This is a genomic window from Micromonospora sp. NPDC049204 (assembly GCF_040647935.1).
GTDB lineage: Bacteria > Actinomycetota > Actinomycetes > Mycobacteriales > Micromonosporaceae > Micromonospora.
Window position 1 is genome coordinate 187,994 of the sequence record NZ_JBEZDC010000004.1, and the last position, 19,389, is coordinate 207,382.

Here is a 19,389-nt window from a genome sequence, read left to right on the forward strand (position 1 = left end):
CCGAGGCCGTCGCCGAGGCACCGCTGGTCGAGGCTCCCGCCGACACCGTCGCGGGCGAGGTGGTCCTGCGCCTCACCGATGTCGTCAAGACGTTCCCCGGCGTACGCGCACTCGACGGTGTGCAGCTTGAGGTGCGTGCCGGCGAGGTGCACTGCCTGCTCGGGCAGAACGGCGCCGGCAAGTCGACCCTGATCAAGGTGCTCTCCGGCGTGCACCAACCGGATTCCGGGCAGGTGGAGTGGCGCGGCGAGCCGGCCACGTTCACCAACCCGCAGGCCGCGATGAAGGCCGGAATCGCCACCATCTACCAGGAGCTCGACCTCGTCGAGGACCTGTCGGTGGCGGAGAATGCCTTCCTCGGGCACGAGTACCGCAGCTTCGGGTTCGTCCGACGCGGCCGGATGGCCCGGCACACCCGGCAGATCCTCAGCAGGCTCGGCCACGGTGAGATCCCGCCCGGCCGGATGGTCCGGTCGCTGCCGGCCGCCGGCAAGCAGATCGTCAGCATGGCCCGAGCGCTCTCGCACGAGGCCCGACTGATCATCATGGACGAGCCGAGCGCGGTGCTGGCCCACGACGAGGTCGGCAACCTGTTCCGGATCATCCGCGAGCTGACCGCGCAGGGCATCGCCGTCATCTACATCTCCCACCGCATGGAGGAGATCCGCGAGATCGGTGACCGGGTCACCGTACTCAAGGACGGTCGGACCACGGCGGCGAACCTGCCGGCGCGCGAAACCCCGACCCGCGATCTGGTCAGCCGGATGACCGGCCGCACCATCGAGTACGTCTTCCCGGACCGGCCGGCCGAGGACCCCGCCGGCGCCGACCTGCTCCAGGTGGAGGGGTTGACCCGCACCGGTGAGTTCGCCGACGTCTCGTTGAACGTGCGGGCCGGGGAGATCGTCGGCATTGCGGGGCTGGTCGGCTCCGGCCGCTCCGAGCTGCTGGAGACCATCTACGGCGCCCGTCTCGCGGAGGCCGGCTCGGTCCGGATGAACGGCAAGGCGCTGCGTCCCGGCGTCGGCGCCGCCGTGCGGGCGGGCATGGGGATGGCCCCGGAGGAACGCAAGAGTCAGGCGCTGCTGCTCGGCGAACCGATCTACCGCAACGTCACGCTGGCCACCTTCGGCCGGTACGCGCGGCTCGGCTTCACCAACGCCGCCAAGGAGCGCGCCGAGGCGGACCGGATCGCGGAGAGCCTGGAGCTGCGGCCCCGGGACGTCGACCGGCCGGTACGCACGCTGTCCGGCGGCAACCAGCAGAAGGTGGTGGTCGGGCGGTGGCTGCTCGGCGGCACCAAGCTGTTGCTGCTCGACGAGCCCACCCGGGGCGTGGACGTGGGCGCCCGGGCTGAGCTCTACCAGGTCATCCGGGGTTTGGCCGCGCAGGGCGTCGGGGTGCTGCTGGTCTCCAGCGAGGTGCCCGAGGTGCTGGGTCTGGCCGACCGGGTGCTGGTGATGCGGGAAGGGCGGGTCGTGCGTGAAGCAGCGGCCGGCGAACTCGACGAGAACACTGTGCTCGACCTCGTGATGGCGGGGTCCTTGATGGAAGGCGCACCGGCATGAGCGACGCGACTCCCACTCCCACCGCGACACCGGAGCGCCCGCAGCTTCCGGCCCAGTCGCCGCCGGTGGACCCGGCGGAGACGGCGGTGGCCAGCAAGAAGGCAGGGTCGGCGGGCCGCCTTTCCTGGTGGCGCGGCGACGGCGGTGACGGCGCGAAGCGCAACCTCGGTCTGATCGGAGTGCTGGCCGCGCTGATCCTGGTCGGCGCGATCACCAAGCCGGACCTGTACGGCGACCCGACCTGGGTCTGGAACAACGTGCTGGCGATCCTGCAACTCGCCTCGGTCGTCGGCGTGGTCACGGTCGGGATGACCTTCGTGATCATCGGCGGTGGCATCGACCTGTCGGTCGGTGCGATCGTCGCGCTGGCCGGGGTCTGGTGCACCACGGTGGCCACCCAGAGCTACGGCGCCGGCGGCATGATCTTCACCGCCCTCGTGGTCGGCATCTGCGTCGGCCTGGTCAACGGTGTGCTCATCTCGTACGGAAAGTTGGTCCCCTTCATCGCGACGCTCGCGATGCTGGTGGCGGCCCGCGGTCTCGCGGCGTCGATCTCCAACAAGCAGACCCAGGTGTCGACCAGCACCGTCATCAACGACATCGCGGCCCGCAAGATCATCGGTATCCCGATCCTCGTCTACATCCTGGGCGCGGTGGTGCTGGCCGGCTGGGTCCTGCTCAACCGCACGACCTTCGGCCGGCGGACCATCGCCGTCGGCGGCAACCCGGAAGCGGCCCGGCTGGCCGGCATCAACGTCCGGCGGCACACCATGCTGCTCTACGCGCTCTCCGGTCTCTGCTGCGGCATCGCGGCGATCATGCTCACCTCGCAGGCCACCTCGGCGCAGGCGGCGATGGCCAACCTGTACGAGCTGGACGCGATCGCCGCGGCGATCATCGGCGGGACGTTGCTCAGCGGTGGCCGGGGCACGATCGTCGGCTCGCTGCTCGGCGTCATCATCTTCGCCACGATCACCAACCTCTTCGCCATCAACGGCCTCTCCATCGAGGCGCAGAACATGGTCAAGGGCGGCATCATCGTCGCCGCCGTCCTGATCCAGCAGTTCCAGTTCAAGTCCGTCACCCGGCTCTTCGCGCGGAACAGGGTCACCACCGCAACCTGACGCACCGCACCGATGTCCCTGGCCAGGTCGAGAAATTCGACACCGGCCGGACCCCGCACACCCTTACTCACTCAAATCCCGCTCCCAGGAGGTCGTTCATGACCCAGCACAGTCGCGACGTGTCGCGCCGCCGGTTGCTCTTCGGTGGAGCCGCAGTTGGCGCCGCCACCCTGTTGACCGCCTGCACCAGCAACGAGACCCCGGCGGCCAGCACCCAGACCAAGGCCGCCGGCAACGCCGAAGGCAACAACGCCCCGGGCAAGAGGGTCGTCATCGGCTTCTCCGCCCCGGCCGCCGACCACGGTTGGATGGGCGCGATCCACGCCAACGCCAAGGCGCAGGCCGCCGCGTACTCCGACGTGGAGTTCAAGGAGGTCGACGGCGGCTCGAACTCGGAGGCCCAGCGCTCCACGCTCGGCACGCTGATCGCCCAGAAGCCGGACATCATCGTCGTGCTGCCGCACGACGGCAAGGAGGTCAACGCCGTTGCCCTCCAGGCGATGCAGGCGGGCATCCCGATCGTCAACCTCGACCGGGCGTTCCCCGACGCGCTGGCCTCCCGGCTGGTGATCAAGGGCGACAACTACGGCATGGGCGTGTCGGCCGGGCACTACATCGGCAAGATTCTCAAGGACAAGGGCGTCACCAACCCGGTCATCGGTGAGATCGCCGGCCTGGAGATCCCGCTGACCGTCGAGCGCAGCAACGGCTTCAAGGCCGCCCTGGCGACCTACGGCTTCACCGTGAAGAACCGCCGCTCGGCCGAGTTCACCTCGGACAGCGGTCAGCGCGAGGCGGCCCAGCTGCTCCAGGCGCTGCCGAAGATCGACGCGATCTGGAACCACGACGACGACCAGGGCATCGGTGTGCTCGCGGCCATCAAGCAGGCCAACCGGTCGGAGTTCTTCATGGTCGGCGGCGCGGGCTCCAAGCTCGCGATCGACGCCATCAAGGCCGACAACAGCGTGCTGAAGGCCACGGTCACCTACAACCCGTCGATGGCCTCCTCGGCGATCTCGCTCGCGCGGCTCATCGCGCAGGGTCGGGGCCTGGGCGACCTGACGGAGCTGCAGGTGCCCAAGGAAGTGACGCTGGCCTCGGAGACGATCACCAAGGAGAACGCGAGCAGCTACGACAAGCTCGGGTTCTGACATACGGGGGGAGACCCACCTTGTCCACGACAGACAAAGAACTGCGGGTCGGCATGGTCGGCTACGCGTTCATGGGCGCCGCGCACTCACAGGCGTGGCGCACCGTGAACCGCGTCTTCGACCTGCCGGCGCGGGCCCGGATGGCGCTGATCTGCGGTCGAGACACAACGAAGGTGGCGGAAGCCGCCGATCGTCTCGGCTGGGACGCGTCCACCACGGACTGGCGAGACCTGATCAGCCGGGACGACATCGACGTCGTCGACATCTGCACACCGGGTGACAGTCACGCCGAGATCGCCCTCGCCGCACTGGCCGCCGGCAAGCACGTCCTGTGCGAGAAGCCGTTGGCCAACACGGTGGCGGAGGCACGGGCGATGACCGCTGCGGCGGACGCGGCCCGGGCCTCCGGAGTGCGATCGATGTGCGGGTTCAACTACCGCCGGGTCCCCGCGGTCACGATGATGCGTCAGATGGTCGCCGACGGACGACTCGGGGTGATTCGACACGTCCGTGCGACGTACCTGCAGGACTGGATCGTGGACCCGCAGTTCCCGCTGGTCTGGCGGTTGCAGAAGGACAGGGCGGGCTCCGGCGCGCTCGGTGACATCGGTGCGCACATCATCGATCTGACCCAGTTCGTCACCGGTCAGCGGATCAGTGGGGTCAGCGCGGTCACCGAGACCTTCGTCAAGGAGCGGCCGTTGCCGGCCGAGTCGAGCGGGCTGGCGGCCAGTGTGGACGGCGGTTCGGCGCCCACCGGACTGGTCACCGTCGACGACGCCGCGGTCTTCGTGGCCCGGCTCGACGGTGGCGCCCTGGCCACGTACGAGGCGAGCCGGTTCGCCACCGGTCGCAAGAACGCGCTGCGCGTCGAGATCAACGGCTCGCTGGGCAGTGTGATCTTCGATCTGGAGCGGCTCAACGAGCTGGAGTTCTACGACGCCACCCGGCCCAGCGTGGAACAGGGTTTCACCCGCATCCTGGTGACCGAGGGCGACCACCCGTACATGTCGGCGTGGTGGCCTCCGGGCCACATCATCGGCTACGAGCACTCGTTCACCCACGAGATGCGCGACTTCATCGAGGCGGTCGCCACCGGCGTCGACCCGACTCCCTCCTTCGCCGACGCGTTGCAGGTCCAGTTGGTGCTGGACGCGGTGACCCGCTCGGCGGAGCTCGGCTCCTCCTGGACCGAGGTGGAAACGGCGCTGGTCACAGCCGCCGCCTGACAGTTGACCATCCGCGATGGCGGTGTTCGCACCGCCGTCGCCCAACCGGCTTTCCGACGCCGACCGGCGAGGGACCGACCGCGGATTGCGCCCCGCGGCCGGGACGAGGTTGGCAACGGAGAGCGTGCAGCCGGACCGTACGGCCCGGTGGCGCACGAGCAGGACGGTCGTCCGGTGTGGCCGGACCGGGATTCCCCGGCCGCACCGGAGGACCGCCACCATTTGTGGAAATCCAGAACCTGATCGCACCGCCCGCTGCTGCCCCCACCCGTACCGCATCCGCTCGCCGGTCTCCGGCGGGTCGTGCCGCGGTCGGTCACCAGGTGGGCACGGCGGCCTGAGACGCCCGGTCGGGGCTTGCCAACGCCCCGGTCGGTCGGATGCGGGGGAGGCAGGGTCGAGACGCCGACCCGACCCTGCCTACCAGCCCCGTCTGCCCGCACCCGTACCGGGAGCCGGTCCGGCGTCGTCGCCGCCGACGCCGACGTCGGAAACCGGTGTCGTTCCGGTGCGGGGCGGGCGGGCGGGGCCCATCCAGCCACGGCCCATATCTTTCCGAACAATATTCTGATATCCCTATATTTAGCGGTACCGACGATTCCTCGAGAACGGGGAAGGAGCACCATGCGAACAGGTGTCTGGCTGATAGGAGCGCGTGGTTCAGTCGCGACCACCAGCATCGTCGGAGGGCTCGCGCTGCGAGCAGGTCTGGCCGGACCCACCGGCTGCGTCACCGAGCTTCCCGAGCTGCGCGGCCCGGCCCTGCCGGCCTTCGCCGATCTGGTCTTCGGCGGACACGACCTGGCCACCACCCCGTTGGGCAAGCGCGCCGAGGCGCTGGCCGACAGCGGCGTCATCCCCTGGCGGTTGGTCGCCGCGCTCCGCGACGAGCTGGGCGTGGTCGAGCAGGAGCTGCGCCCCGCCCCGGTCGGCGACACCCAGGCCGACCGGGCCGAAGCCGTGGTCCGCGACCTCACCAGCTTCCGCGAGCGGCACGGGCTGGACCGGGTGGTGGTCGTCAACGTCTCCGCCACCGAAGCCACCCCGCCACCGCATCCCGGGCACGCCGACCCCGACGCGCTGCGCGCCGCGCTCACCGGTCCGGACGAGGTGCTGCCACCCAGCTCCCTCTACGCGTACGCGGCACTGCTGGCCGGCTGCTCGTACGTCGACTTCACCCCGTCCACCGGGCTGCGCCTGCCGGCGCTCGCCGCGCTGGCCGACGAGGCTCGCCTGCCGTACGCCGGGCACGACGGCAAGACCGGGGAGACCCTGGTCAAGTCGGTGCTCGCGCCGATGTTCGCGATGCGCAACCTGGACGTGCGCTCCTGGTCCGGGTTCAACCTGCTCGGCGGTGGCGACGGCGCCACCCTCGCCGACCCGGCCGCGAACGCCGCGAAGGTGCAGAGCAAGCAGCGGGTGCTCGGCGAGACGCTGGGCTACGTCCCGCAGGGCGGCACCCGCATCGAGTACGTCGAAGAGCTCGGCGACTTCAAGACCGCCTGGGATCTGATCACCTTCGCCGGCTTCCTCGGCACCGGCATGCGGATGGAGTTCACCTGGCACGGCTGCGACTCCGCGTTGGCCGCGCCGCTGGTGCTCGACCTGGCCCGGCTCACCGCCGCCGCGCACGCCGCCGGGCACGTGGGTCCGCTGACCGAGCTGGGCTTCTTCTTCAAGGACCCGCTCGGCACGCCCAGCCACTCACTGGGCGAGCAGTGGGCCCGGCTGACCGACTTCACGCGGCTGCTGCACGCCGGCGCGGACGGTGCCGATGACCACGCTGGCTGACCTCGCCGAGCTGGTCCGGGCGCCGGCGGCGCTCTCCGTACCCGGTGACGTGGTCGCCGGAGCGGCGGCAGCCGGCGCGTTGGGTTCGCGTACCCCCGCCCTGGCCGGCGCTTCGGTGCTGCTCTACTGGGCCGGCATGGCCGCCAACGACTGGGCCGACCGGGGCCTGGACGCCGTGGAGCGGCCCGAGCGGCCGATCCCCAGCGGGCGGGTCACCCCGGCCGCCGCGGTCGGTCTCGCGGCGGGCCTCACGGCCGCCGGCGTGGGCCTGGCCGCCGCCGTGGGCGGTCGCCGCGCCGCCGCGCTCGCCGTGCCGCTGGCCGCCACCATCTGGGGGTACGACCTGCTGGCCAAGAACACCGCCGCCGGGCCGGCCGTGATGGCCGCCTGCCGGGGGCTGGATGTGCTGCTCGGCGCGTCCGGCGGCCGGATGACCAGGGCGTTGCCGGCGGCGGTCACCGTCGCCGCGCACACCTGGACGGTCACCGCGCTGTCCCGCCGGGAGGTCAGTGGCGCCGACGCGGCCCTGCCGATGCGCACCCTCGCGGGCACCGCGCTCGTCGCCGCCAGCGCCGCCATCCCGCAGGCCCGGCGTGCGGCTGCCCGAGCCGCCGACCACAGCGGTGCCACCGTCCAGGGTCGGGCCACCGACGAGGTCGGCGCGCGCGTGAGTCGCACCCGATCGGCCGGGGTCGCGGCCGTGCTGCCCGTCGTGCTGGCCGGGTGGTATGCCGCCCGCTACGGCGCGGCCCAGGCCGAGGTGATCCGGGACCCGTCGGCCGGGCGGGTTCGCGCCGCGGTCGGCGCGGGGATCACCGGACTTCCCGCCCTCCAGGGAGCGCTCACCGCCCGCGGCGGCGCCGGCCTGCTCGGGTTGGCGGTCGCGGCGGCCGCGCCGCTGGGTCGACGCCTGGCCCGGAAAGTCTCCCCGACATGACCGTTCCCCACCCCCGACCCGCACCGCCGACGGCCGACGCCACGACGCTGCGCCTCGGGTACGGCACGAACGGCTTCGCCAACCACCGACTCGACGACGCGCTCGCCGTCCTCGCCGAGCTCGGGTACGACGGGGTGGCACTCACCCTCGACCACGACCACCTGGACCCGTTCGCGCCCGGGCTCGCACGCCGGGTCGCCGTCCTCGGTCGGCGGTTGGAGGAGCTGGGTCTGGCGGTGGTGATCGAGACCGGAGCCCGGTACCTGCTCGACCCGTGGCACAAACACGCCCCGACGTTGCTGCACGACGACCCGACCCGGCGGATCGAATTCCTGCGCCGGGCCGTCCGGATCGGCGCCGACCTGGGCGCGGAGGCGGTCTCGTTCTGGGCCGGCGTCCGACCCGACACGGTGTCGCCGCAGTGCGCCTGGGACCGGTTGGTCGCCGGCTGCGCCACGGTGGTCGACGCGGCCGACACCGCCGGCGTCACCCTCGGCTTCGAGCCCGAGCCGGGGATGTTGGTGCAGGACATCGCCGACTGGCGTCGGCTGCGCGCGGCCCTCGGCGACCCGGCCCGGTTCGGCATCACCCTCGACATCGGCCACTGCCGCTGCCTGGAGCCGTGGCCCGTGCCGCAGTGCGTCGCGGAGGTGGCCGACCACCTGGTCAACGTGCAGATCGACGACATGCGCCGGGGCGTGCACGAGCACCTGGAGTTCGGCACCGGCGAGATCGACTTCCCGCCGGTGCTGGCCGCCCTGGCCGAGGCCGGCTACCGCGGCCTGGTCGCCGTCGAGTTGCCCCGCGACTCGCACGCCGCACCGGACGTGGCCGCCCGGTCCATCGATTTCCTGCGCGCCGCGGCGGCCACCTCGACAGGCGGTGACCGCCGGCGACAGGAGGTGCCTGCCAAGGCCCTCAGCTCTGCACCAACGGACGCGACAGATCCGGACACCGACCGTCGCGTGGAGTGAAGCAGAGCAAAGGACGCGGTCGGGCACCTGCGGAGCTGCACAGCAGCACGAGGGAGGAGACGGGATGACACCGGATTCACTACGGGCCGCGCTGCGAGGCGTACCGGATCCTGATTGGCTGGACACGGCGCTGCGCCGGGTCACGACCGAGCCCACCGCGATCACCCGGCTCTTCCCCGCCGCCGGACGACGCTGCGGTCGGGCCGCGCTGCCCGACGCCCCCGGCTGGACCGCCGACGACGCGGCCCGCGTGCTGCTGCTCACCAGCCTGCCCGGCGACCACGCGGCGTACGCCGAAAGCCTCTACCAGCACGGTGACGCGGCCGAACGGCGAGCCGTGCTGCGGGCCCTGCCGCTGCTGCCGATCGGCGCCGCCGGGGTGCCGCTGCTGCACGACGCGATCCGCACCAACGACACCCGGCTGGTGGGTGCGGCCCTCGGCCCGTACGCCCGGCACCTCGACCCGGCCGCCTGGCGCCAGGCCGTGCTCAAGTGCGTGTTCAGCGGTGTGCCGTTGGCGGTGGTCGCCGACCTGGAGACCCGAGCCGACGGGGAGTTGGCCGCGATGCTGGCGGCGCTCGCCGCCGAGCGGCACGCCGCCGGCCGGGACCTGCCCGCCGACGCCACCGAACTGCTCGACCGGCTCACCGCCGCACTGCCCCGAGAGGCGTGACATGCGTATCTTCGACCCGCACATCCACATGACCTCGCGCACCACCGACGACTACGAACGGATGGCCGCCGCCGGTGTACGCGCCGTGGTGGAGCCGTCGTTCTGGCTGGGTCAGCCACGCACCAGCGCCGCCTCGTTCACCGACTACTTCGACTCGCTGATCGGCTGGGAGCCGTTCCGGGCCGGGCAGTTCGGGGTGCGGCACTTCGCCACCGTGGCCCTGAACCCCAAGGAGGCCAACGACCCGCGCTGCCGTCCCGTCCTCGACCTGCTGCCCCGTTACCTGGATAAGGACGCGGTGGTGGCGGTCGGTGAGATCGGGTACGACTCGATGACGCCGGAGGAGGACGAGGCGTTCGCCGCGCAGCTCGCCCTCGCGGTGGCGTACGACCTGCCGGCGCTCGTGCACACCCCGCACCGGGACAAGGCGCGCGGATGCGAACGGACCCTCGCCGTGGTCGCCGAATCCGGCATCGAGCCCGGTCGGGTGGTGGTCGACCACCTCAACGAGGTGACCGTCAAGCTGGTCCGGGACAGCGGCTGCTGGTTGGGTTTCTCCATCTACCCGGACACCAAGATGACGCCGCAGCGGATGGTCGAGCTGCTGCGCGAGTACGGCACGGACCGGATGCTGGTCAACTCGGCGGCCGACTGGGGACGCTCCGACCCGCTGCTGACCCGGGCCACCGGTGAGGCGATGCTGTTGGCCGGGTTCAGCGACGACGAGGTCGACGCGGTGCTGTGGCGCAACCCGGTGGAGTTCTACGGGCAGTCCGGCCGGCTCGACCTCAGCGACCTGGACGTCGCCGAGAAGGTGGACCCGCAGACGGGCAACTCGATCCTGCGCGGCGGCAGCTGATGCGGCTGCGACACGCTGGTGGCGACACGGTCCACCTCAGTTACTGCACGAACGTGCACCCCGCCGAGGACCTCGCCGGCATCCTCGGTCAACTGGACACCTACGCCGTGCCGGTGCGCGAGGCGCTCGGCAGTGACCTGCTCGGGCTCGGCCTGTGGCTGGCCGCCCCGGTCGCCGCCGAGTTGGCCGCCGACCCGACGCTGCGCCGCCGGCTACGCACCGAGCTGGACGCGCGCGGGCTGGAGGTGGTCACCCTCAACGGCTTCCCGTACGCGGCCTTCCAGGCCCCGGTGGTCAAGCAGGACGTCTACCACCCGGACTGGACCACCGAGCAGCGCCTGACGTACACCCTGAACCTGGCCCGGGTGCTCGCCGACCTGTTGCCCGACGACGCGGCCCGGGGCTCGATCTCCACGCTGCCACTGGCCTGGCGTCAACCCTGGGACACCGCTCGGGCCGACGCGGCCCGCGGCCGGCTGGACCAGTTGGCCGCCGGCCTGGCCGCCGTGCAGCGCGACACCGGCCGCGAGGTGCGGGTCGCCTTCGAGCCGGAGCCGGGCTGCGTGGTGGAGAGCACGGCCCAGGCCGCCGAGTTGCTGTCCGGGATGGACACCGAGCGGTTGGGCGTCTGCGTCGACCTGGCCCACCTGGCCTGCGCCTGGGAGGAGCCGGCCGAGGCCCTGGAGCGTCTGCGGGCGGCGGGGCTGCCGGTGGTGAAGGTGCAGGTCTCCGCCGCCGTCGAGGCGGCCGACCCGGCCGGCGGGGCCGACGCGCTGCGCCGCTGGGTGGAGCCGCGGTTCCTGCACCAGACCCGGGGCGCCGGCTGCGCGGGCGGGGCCGACCCGGCCGACCCGGCGTACGCGGCCGACGACCTGGACGAGGCACTGGACCGGGAGTTGCCCGGCCCGTGGCGGGTGCACTATCACGTGCCCCTGCACGCCCCACCCGAGGAGCCGCTCGGCTCGACCCTGCCGGTGCTCCGCACGGCCCTGAGAGCGCTCTTCGACGCGCCGACCGCCGGCTGTGACCACCTCGACGTCGAGACGTACACCTGGGGGGTGCTGCCCGCCGCGCGACGGCCCGGCACCGACGCGGAGCTGGCCGCCGGCATCGCCGCGGAGCTGGCCTTCGCCCGAGACGAGTTGGTCGGCCTCGGCCTGACCGCAGAGCGAACCGTGAGCATGGGGGTGACGCGATGAGCCGGCGACTGGTGGTCCTCGACGTGGTGGGGTTGACCCCACGGTTACTGGCGCACATGCCCCGGCTGCGCGGGGTCGCCGACGGCGGCTTCCGGGCCGAGCTGGGCACCGTGCTGCCCGCGGTGACCTGCTCGGTGCAGTCCACCTTCCTCACCGGCGAGCCGCCCAGCGGGCACGGGATCGTCGGCAACGGGTGGTATTTCCGGGAGCTGGGCGAGGTGCTGCTGTGGCGGCAACACAACGCGCTGGTCGGCGGGGAGAAGCTCTGGCAGGCGGCCCGCAAGGCCGAGCCCGGCTACACCGTGGCCAACGTCTGCTGGTGGTACGCCATGGGCGCGGACGTCAACTGGACGGTGACGCCCCGACCGGTCTACTACGCCGACGGGCGCAAGGAGCCGGACTGCTACACCGACCCGCCGGAGCTGCACGACGCGCTCACCGGGCGGCTGGGCACGTTCCCGCTGTTCACCTACTGGGGACCGACCGCCGGGCTGCCGTCGTCGCGGTGGATCTGCCAGGCGGCCGAGCAGATCCTCGCCGACGTGTCACCCGACCTGACCCTGGTCTACGTCCCGCACCTGGACTACGACCTGCAACGGTTCGGCCCGTCGTCGGCCCAGGCCGCCGCCGCCGCGGCCGAGCTGGACGCGGTGCTCGGTCCCCTGCTGGACGCCGCCCGCGCCCGGGACGCCACAGTGGTGGTGCTGTCCGAGTACGGCATCACCGACGTGTCCCGGCCGGTGGACGTCAACCGGTTGCTGCGCTCCGAGGGGCTGCTGCGGGTGCACACGCAGGCCGGCATGGAGTACCTCGACCCGTGGACGTCGAAGGCGTTCGCGGTCGCCGACCACCAGATCGCGCACGTCTACGTCAAGGACCCGGCCGACGTGCCGGCGGTGGCGAAGCTCTGCGCCGGCCTGCCCGGCGTGGCCGAGGTGCTCGACGCCGACGGCAAGGCCGCACACGGGCTGGACCATCCGCGCGCCGGTGAGCTGGTGCTGGTGGCCGAGCCGGACGCCTGGTTCACCTACTACTACTGGCTGGACGACGACCGGGCACCGGACTTCGCCCGGCTGGTGGAGATCCACCGCAAGCCGGGTTACGACCCGGCCGAGTTGTTCTTCGACCCGGCCAACCCCGGTGCCGCGAAGGCCCGCGCCGGGGTGGCCCTGGCCCGCAAGAAGCTCGGCATGCGGTACCTGATGAGCGCGGTCGGCCTGGACGCCGGTGCGCGGGCGGTGAAGGGCTCACACGGCCGGTTGCCGGACGACCCGGCGGACGCCCCGGTGCTGCTCTGCTCCGACCCGGCGGCGGCCCGGGACAAGATCGCCGCGACCGAGGTCAAGGAGCTGCTGCTGGAGCTGGCCGGGCTGCGTGACGGCGGGCCGGGGGAGGGGTCGTGACGGTTACCGTCGCGCCCGCCGACGCCAGCGGGCTGCGGGCACGCTTCGACGCCGAGCTGGCCGGGTTCCTCGAACGGCAGGGTCCGGACTGGCCCGACGGCGCGCCCCGCGGGGTGTTCACCGCCCTGCAACGGTTCGTGCTGGCCGGCGGGAAGCGGATCCGCCCGCTGTTCTGCTACTGGGGCTGGCGCGGGGCGGGGGCGCCCGACGGCACCCCGATCGTGGTGGCCGCCGCCGCGCTGGAGCTGTTCCACGCGTTCGCGCTGATCCACGACGACATCCTGGACGGCAGCGACCGCCGCCGGGGCGAGCCGTCGGTGCACCGGCTCTTCGCCGACCTGCACGCCCGCTCGGCGTGGCGCGGTGACCCCGAGGCGTACGGGCGCAACACCGCCCTGCTCTGCGGGGACCTCTGTGCGGCCTGGTCGGATCAGATGTTCCACGAGTGCGGGCTGAGCACCGAACAGGTGCACCGCGGGTACGGCGTGTTCGCGCTGATGCGCACCGAGGTGATCGCGGGGGAGTACCTGGACCTGGTCTCGGGTGTGGGTGACGGCTCGGTGGCCAGCGCGCTCACCGTGATCCGGATGAAGGCGGCCCGCTACACGGTGACCCGGCCGTTGCAGATCGGGGCGGCCCTGGCCGGCGCGGGGCCGGAGTTGATCGCCGCGCTGGGTGAGTTCGGTGACCCGTTGGGTGACGCCTTCCAACTCCGCGACGACGTGCTGGGCGTCTTCGGGGACCCGGCGATCACCGGCAAGTCGATCCTGGACGACCTGCGTGAGGGCAAGCCGACCGTGATGATGGCGTTGGCCCGCAGTGCGGCCGACCGCTCGCAGACCGTCCGGCTGCGGGAGCTGTTCGGCAACCCGGCGTTGGACGCCGAGGGTGCTGCGGAACTGCGCGGGATCATCGAGGAGACCGGTGCCCGGACCCGGATCGAGCAGATGATCCGGGTCCGGACCGAGGCCGCGCTCGGTGCCCTGGAGAGCGCCCTGGTGGTGGACGAGGCGCGCGCGGCGCTGATTGCGCTGGCCGGACAGGCGATCGACCGCCACGCGTGATCGCCGACTTTCGAACGGATCGACGAAAGTTGGCGTAGAACCACCGGAAGGTATGGACACATCGACACTCGCAACTTAGTGTCGTGACCAACACGACAATGTTTCGTCGAGGTGAACCGGCGGCGCGGTAACCCATCGACCACCCTCACCGCTACGGCATCCGGCGCGACGGCGCGCGCCCGCCTGGCAGTCACTCGTCAGGAAGGGGCAGCACACATGTCCATCAAGGACGCTCCACACCATCGATCTCGACGATGGTCCTCCGCCGGATCGGCGCTGCTGCTGGCGGTCGCCGCCGGCACTGTCGCATTCGCCGCCGGCTCGGCCCCCGCGCAGGCGCACACGATCGTCGCCACCGACTTCCAGCAGGTCGAACTCGCCCGCGGCGTCACCGACATGGGTGAGCCGATGTCGCTGGCCGTGCTGCCGGACCGCTCGGTCCTGCACACCGCCCGCAACGGCACCCTGCGCCGCACCGACGCGAGCGGCACCACCTCAGTGGTCGGCACCCTGCCGGTCTACAACCACGACGAGGAGGGGTTGCAGGGCGTCGGGGTCGACCCCAACTTCGCCAGCAACCGGCAGATCTTCCTCTACTACGCGCCGCCGCTCTCCACCCCCGGCGGCGACGCGCCGGCCACCGGCACCGACTTCTCCGCCTGGCAGGGAGTGAACCGCCTCTCCCGGTTCACCCTCAACGCCGACTTCACGATCAACCAGTCGAGCAAGGTCGACGTGCTCGACGTGCCGGCCGACCGTGGGCTGTGCTGCCACGTCGGTGGGGACATCGACTTCGACGCCGCCGGCAACCTCTTCCTGTCCACGGGTGACGACACCAACCCGTTCGAGTCCGCCGGCTACTCGCCGCTGGACGAGCGCACCAACCGCAACCCGGGGTACGACGCGCAGCGCAGCGCCGGCAACACCAACGACCTGCGCGGCAAGATCCTGCGGATCAAGGTGAACGCCAACGGCTCGTACTCCATCCCCTCGGGCAACCTGTTCGCGCCCGGCACGGCCAGGACCCGGCCGGAGATCTACGCGATGGGGTTCCGCAACCCGTTCCGGATCAGCGTGGACAAGGCCACCGGAGTCGTCTACGTCGGTGACTACGGGCCGGACGCCGGCACCACCAGTTCCACCCGCGGGCCGTCCGGCCAGGTGGAGTTCAACCGGGTCGCCGCGCCGGGCAACTACGGCTGGCCGTACTGCACCGGCACCAACACCTCCACCGAGACGTACAACGAGTGGGACTTCGCCAGCAACGCCAGCGGGGCGAAGTACAACTGCGCCAGCGGGCCGACGAACAACTCGTTCCGCAACACCGGCCTGACCACCCTGCCGCCGGCCCAGCCCGCCTGGATCCGGTACGCGGGCGACGCCGGCACCCCGACCGAGTTCGGCGGCGGCTCCGAGTCGCCGATGGGTGGCCCGGTCTACCGGTACAACGCCTCGTCGACCTCCACCACCAAGTTCCCGCAGTCGTTCGACGGGCAGTTCTTCGCCACCGAGTTCGGCCGGGGCTGGATCAAGCCGATCCACGTCAACTCCGACGGCTCCCGGGGTGCCATCGACACCTTCCCCTGGGTCGGCAAGCAGGTGATGGACTCGGCGTTCGGCCCGGACGGCGCGTACTACGTGCTCGACTACGGCACCGGCTACTTCAACGGCGACGCCAACTCGGCGCTCTACCGCTTCGACTACGTCGGCAGCGGGAACCGGGCACCGACCGCGGTCGCCAACGCCAACCGGACCTCCGGTGCGGCACCGCTCGCGGTGACGTTCTCCTCGGCGGGCTCGTCCGACCCCGAGGGCGGCACGCTGACGTACTCGTGGGCCTTCGGTGACGGGACCAGCTCGACCGCCGCCAACCCGACGAAGACGTACTCCACGAACGGCACCTACACCGCCACGCTGACCGTGCGGGACCCGCAGGGCGCCACCGGCAGCAGCAGCGTACGGATCAGTGTCGGCAACACCGCGCCCACGGTCACCATCAACAACCCCGGCAACGGCCAACTGTTCAGCTTCGGTGACACGGTGCCCTACAGCATCACGGTCACCGACCCGGAGGACGGCACGATCGACTGCACGAAGGTCAAGATGACCTACGTGCTCGGGCACGACCAGCACGGGCACCAGATCACCTCGAAGACCGGGTGCTCCGGCTCGATCACCATCCCGGTCGACGGTGAGCACGACGACGCGGCGAACATCTTCGCGATCTTCGACGCCGAGTACACCGATGCCGGTGGCCTGACCACGCACACCCAGCACACGCTGCCGCCGCGGCACCGGCAGGCCGAGTTCTTCGGCACCTCGTCCGGGGTCAACGTGTTCAGCAAGGCCACGGCCGAGGGCGGCAAGACCGTCGGTGACATCAACAACGGCGACTGGATCGCGTTCCAGCCGTACCGGCTGGGCAACGTGACCTCGTTCACCGCCCGGGTCTCCTCGGCGGGTGCCGGTGGCACCCTCCAGGTCCGGGCCGGCTCGGCCACCGGCACGGTGCTCGGCTCGGCCACGGTCCCGGTGACCGGCGGCTGGGAAACCTTCGCCACCGTGACCGGCACGATCACCAGCCCACCGACCGGTACGACCACGCTGTACCTGACCTTCGCCGGGTCGGGCACCGGGGCGCTCTACGACCTGGACGCGTTCACGTTCGTCACCGGCACCGCCACCAGCGGCAGTGGCCCGATCAAGGGTCTGGGTGGCAAGTGCCTGGACGTCCGCAACGCGTCCTCCGCCGACGGCACGCAGATCCAGATCTACACCTGCAACGGCAGTGCGGCGCAGACCTGGGCGGTCACGCCGAACTCCACGATCAAGTCGTTGGGTAAGTGCCTGGATGTCGCCGGCGCCGGCACCGCCGACGGCACCAAGATCCAGCTGTACACCTGCAACGGGACCGGCGCGCAGAACTGGGCCGCCCAGGCCGACGGCACGCTACGCAACGCGGCGTCGGGCAAGTGCCTCGACGTCTCCGGCAACAGCTCCGCCGACAGCACGGCGGTCCACCTGTGGACCTGCCTCGGCGCGGCCAACCAAAAGTGGATCCTGCCCTGAGCTGAGTGGTGGGGCCCCTCGTCACCGCCTACGGTAGGGCGAGGGGCCCTTCCTAACCACAGTTAGGAGAGCGATATGCGCAGACGCCTGCGACCCGTCCTCGGTGCGGCCCTGGCCGCACTCGCCGTCATCGCCTGCACCACCCCGGCCAGCCCGGCCAGCGCCGCCGACGCCCCGTACGACGTGCTGGTCTTCTCCAAGACCGCCGGGTTCCGGCACGACGCGATCCCGGTCGGCATCCAGACCATCCGGGACCTGGGCGCGGCGAACAACTTCACGGTCACCGCCACGGAGGACGCGAACACGTTCACCACCGCCAACCTCGCCCAGTACGAGGCGGTCGTCTTCCTCAACACCACCGGCGACGTGCTGAACGCCAGCCAGCAGACCGCCTTCGAGTCGTACATCGCCTCCGGTCGCGGTTACGTGGGCGTGCACGCGGCCTCGGACACCGAGTACGACTGGCCGTTCTACGGCAACCTGGTGGGCGCGTGGTTCGCCTCGCACCCGGCGATCCAGCAGGCCAACGTCAAGGTGGAGGACCGGGGGCACGCCGCGACCGGCCACCTGCCGCAGACCTGGACCCGCACCGACGAGTGGTACAACTACCGGACCAACGCCCGCTCGACCGCCCACGTGCTCGCCACGCTCGACGAGTCCTCGTACTCCGGCGGCGGCATGGGCGCCGACCACCCGTTGAGCTGGTGCAAGAGCTACAACGGCGGCCGGTCCTTCTACACCGGGGCCGGGCACACCCAGGCGTCGTACGCGGAGCCGGCGTTCCGGACCCACCTGCTCGGTGGCATCCGGTACGCCTCCGGTCGGAGCAAGGCCGACTGCCGGCCGGAGACCGGTTACACCCCGCTCTACAACGGCTCGACGACCGGCTGGTCGCAGGCCGGCCCAGGTAACTTTGCCAACTCCGACGCCACCCTGACCTCGGTGGGCGGCATGGGGTTGTTCTGGTACAACGCGAAGCAGTTCACCAACTACTCGCTGAAGCTCGACTGGAAGATGGCCGGGGACGACAACTCCGGCATCTTCATCGGCTTCCCGCCGTCGAGTGACCCGCAGTCGGCGATCAACAACGGCTACGAGGTCCAGATCGACGCCACCGACGCGGTCGACCGCACCACCGGCGCGGTCTACACGTACAAGGCCGCCGACACCGCCGCCCGTGACGCGGCGCTGAACGCGCCGGGGGAGTGGAACACCTACGAGCTGCTGGTCGAGGGCGAGCGGCTACAGGTCCTGCTCAACGGGGTGAAGATCAACGACTTCACCAACACCGACCCGGTCCGCTCCCTCGCCGGCCACATCGGCATCCAGAACCACGGCACCGGTGACGACGTCGCGTTCCGCAACATCCGGATCAAGGAGCTGGGCACCACCCCGACGCCCACCGGCACGATCCAGGCCGAGGCGTTCAGCTCGGCCAACGGCGTCTCCGCGTTCACCAAGGAGGGCGCCAACGGTGGGCAGACCCTCGGCTACATCGAGCCGGGTGACTGGGCCGCGTACAACGGGGTCAACCTGACCGGGGTCACCTCGTTCACGGCCCGGGTCGTCTCCGGCGGGGCGGGTGGCGCCATCCAGGTGCGTACCGGCTCGGCCACCGGCCCGGTGCTCGGCACTGTCGCGGTGCCCAACACCGGCAGCTGGTCCACGTACGCCAACGTCACCACCGCGCTCGCCAACGTCCCGTCCAGCACCCAGAACCTCTACCTCACCTTCACCGGTAGCGGCACGGGGCTCTTCGACCTGGACGACTTCACCCTGGTCAAGGGCGGCGGCACCCCCGGCGTCGGCCCGATCAAGGGCCTGGCGGGCAAGTGCCTGGACGTGCGCGGCGGCGGTACCGCCGACGGCACCCAGATCCAGCTCTACACCTGCAACGGCGGCACGGCACAGAACTGGACCGTGTCCGGCTCGACCATCAAGGCGCTCGGCAAGTGCCTGGACGTCAACGGTGGTGCCACCGCCAACGGCACCAAGATCCAGCTCTGGACCTGCAACGGCAGCGCCGCGCAGAACTGGGCGGCCCAGTCCTCCGACAGCAGCCTGCGCAACCCGTCGTCGGGCAAGTGCCTCGACGTCTCCGGAAACAACTCGGCGGACAGCACCGCCGTACACCTCTGGACCTGCCTCGGCGCGGCCAACCAGAAGTGGACCCTGCCCTAACCAGCTAGAACGGGAGGGGGCCGACGCCCACAGGCGTCGGCCCCCTCCCGGCTCACCCCCACCCCCACCCCCACCCCCACCCCCGCCCGGGCCCCCGGTCGTGTGTAAGCGGGCCGACAAACACCACCAGCAGCGACTACAGGCCTACCACACGAACCACGTAGCCG

General features: G+C 71.4%; 14 protein-coding genes. All 14 read left to right on the forward strand.

Annotated features, from left to right (window positions below):
* The first annotated feature begins 59 nt into the window (after positions 1-59).
* The 14 genes from AB0A90_RS09995 (at position 60) to AB0A90_RS10060 (ending at position 19,222) form a co-directional block, all read left to right on the forward strand.
* Positions 60-1,568 carry a sugar ABC transporter ATP-binding protein gene (locus AB0A90_RS09995; protein ID WP_357245185.1) on the forward strand — a complete coding sequence of 503 codons (1,509 nt, stop codon included), beginning with the start codon at positions 60-62 and terminating at the stop codon, positions 1,566-1,568.
* Complete coding sequence (locus AB0A90_RS10000; protein WP_357244658.1) at positions 1,565-2,692, forward strand: ABC transporter permease; 1,128 nt, start codon at positions 1,565-1,567, stop codon at positions 2,690-2,692. The genes AB0A90_RS09995 and AB0A90_RS10000 overlap by 4 nt, the downstream gene beginning before the upstream one ends.
* 98 nt (positions 2,693-2,790) lie before the next feature.
* Positions 2,791-3,843 carry a substrate-binding domain-containing protein gene (locus AB0A90_RS10005; RefSeq protein WP_357244662.1) on the forward strand — a complete coding sequence of 351 codons (1,053 nt, stop codon included), beginning with the start codon at positions 2,791-2,793 and terminating at the stop codon, positions 3,841-3,843.
* A gap of 20 nt (positions 3,844-3,863) precedes the next feature.
* A complete protein-coding gene (locus AB0A90_RS10010; protein WP_357244665.1) occupies positions 3,864-5,072 on the forward strand; it encodes a Gfo/Idh/MocA family oxidoreductase in 1,209 nt (402 codons plus the stop codon).
* A 624-nt stretch (positions 5,073-5,696) separates the two neighbouring features.
* Entirely contained in the window at positions 5,697-6,863 is a 1,167-nt protein-coding gene (locus AB0A90_RS10015; RefSeq protein ID WP_357244668.1) for an inositol-3-phosphate synthase, read from the forward strand.
* The gene (locus AB0A90_RS10020) at positions 6,847-7,800 is read left to right on the forward strand and encodes an SCO3242 family prenyltransferase (protein WP_357244671.1); all 954 of its coding nucleotides are present in this window, start codon (positions 6,847-6,849) and stop codon (positions 7,798-7,800) included. The genes AB0A90_RS10015 and AB0A90_RS10020 overlap by 17 nt, the downstream gene beginning before the upstream one ends.
* A complete protein-coding gene (locus tag AB0A90_RS10025; protein ID WP_357244674.1) occupies positions 7,797-8,774 on the forward strand; it encodes a sugar phosphate isomerase/epimerase family protein in 978 nt (325 codons plus the stop codon). Before AB0A90_RS10020 ends, AB0A90_RS10025 begins: the two co-directional genes overlap by 4 nt.
* A 64-nt stretch (positions 8,775-8,838) precedes the next feature.
* Positions 8,839-9,447 (forward strand): EboA domain-containing protein, encoded by a 609-nt coding sequence (locus AB0A90_RS10030; protein ID WP_357244677.1) that lies wholly within the window; start codon positions 8,839-8,841, stop codon positions 9,445-9,447.
* Between the two features lies 1 nt (position 9,448).
* A complete protein-coding gene (locus AB0A90_RS10035) occupies positions 9,449-10,306 on the forward strand; it encodes a TatD family hydrolase (protein WP_357244680.1) in 858 nt (285 codons plus the stop codon).
* A complete protein-coding gene (gene eboE, locus AB0A90_RS10040; protein ID WP_357244683.1) occupies positions 10,306-11,505 on the forward strand; it encodes a metabolite traffic protein EboE in 1,200 nt (399 codons plus the stop codon). The genes AB0A90_RS10035 and eboE overlap by 1 nt, the downstream gene beginning before the upstream one ends.
* Positions 11,502-12,908 (forward strand): nucleotide pyrophosphatase/phosphodiesterase family protein, encoded by a 1,407-nt coding sequence (locus AB0A90_RS10045; protein ID WP_357244686.1) that lies wholly within the window; start codon positions 11,502-11,504, stop codon positions 12,906-12,908. Before eboE ends, AB0A90_RS10045 begins: the two co-directional genes overlap by 4 nt.
* Positions 12,905-13,972: a polyprenyl synthetase family protein gene (locus tag AB0A90_RS10050; protein WP_357244689.1), complete on the forward strand. Its 1,068-nt coding sequence runs from the start codon at positions 12,905-12,907 to the stop codon at positions 13,970-13,972. Before AB0A90_RS10045 ends, AB0A90_RS10050 begins: the two co-directional genes overlap by 4 nt.
* 216 nt (positions 13,973-14,188) lie before the next feature.
* Positions 14,189-17,041, forward strand: coding sequence for a PQQ-dependent sugar dehydrogenase (locus AB0A90_RS10055; RefSeq protein WP_357244691.1), 2,853 nt, complete (start codon positions 14,189-14,191; stop codon positions 17,039-17,041).
* A 75-nt stretch (positions 17,042-17,116) separates the two neighbouring features.
* On the forward strand, positions 17,117-19,222 hold the full coding sequence (locus AB0A90_RS10060) for a ThuA domain-containing protein (protein WP_357244694.1): 2,106 nt from the start codon (positions 17,117-17,119) through the stop codon (positions 19,220-19,222).
* Positions 19,223-19,389 lie beyond the last annotated feature (167 nt).

What these genes read in the sequence shown, in the direction of transcription:
- AB0A90_RS10030 (WP_357244677.1), top strand. Translation starts at nt 8,839, where the DNA reads ATGACACCGGATTCACTACGGGCCGCGCTGCGAGGCGTACCGGATCCT.
- AB0A90_RS10025 (WP_357244674.1), top strand. Translation starts at nt 7,797, where the DNA reads ATGACCGTTCCCCACCCCCGACCCGCACCGCCGACGGCCGACGCCACG.
- AB0A90_RS10000 (WP_357244658.1), top strand. Translation starts at nt 1,565, where the DNA reads ATGAGCGACGCGACTCCCACTCCCACCGCGACACCGGAGCGCCCGCAG.
- AB0A90_RS10005 (WP_357244662.1), top strand. Translation starts at nt 2,791, where the DNA reads ATGACCCAGCACAGTCGCGACGTGTCGCGCCGCCGGTTGCTCTTCGGT.
- AB0A90_RS10055 (WP_357244691.1), top strand. Translation starts at nt 14,189, where the DNA reads ATGTCCATCAAGGACGCTCCACACCATCGATCTCGACGATGGTCCTCC.
- AB0A90_RS10020 (WP_357244671.1), top strand. Translation starts at nt 6,847, where the DNA reads ATGACCACGCTGGCTGACCTCGCCGAGCTGGTCCGGGCGCCGGCGGCG.
- AB0A90_RS10035 (WP_357244680.1), top strand. Translation starts at nt 9,449, where the DNA reads ATGCGTATCTTCGACCCGCACATCCACATGACCTCGCGCACCACCGAC.
- AB0A90_RS10060 (WP_357244694.1), top strand. Translation starts at nt 17,117, where the DNA reads ATGCGCAGACGCCTGCGACCCGTCCTCGGTGCGGCCCTGGCCGCACTC.
- AB0A90_RS10015 (WP_357244668.1), top strand. Translation starts at nt 5,697, where the DNA reads ATGCGAACAGGTGTCTGGCTGATAGGAGCGCGTGGTTCAGTCGCGACC.
- eboE (WP_357244683.1), top strand. Translation starts at nt 10,306, where the DNA reads ATGCGGCTGCGACACGCTGGTGGCGACACGGTCCACCTCAGTTACTGC.
- AB0A90_RS10045 (WP_357244686.1), top strand. Translation starts at nt 11,502, where the DNA reads ATGAGCCGGCGACTGGTGGTCCTCGACGTGGTGGGGTTGACCCCACGG.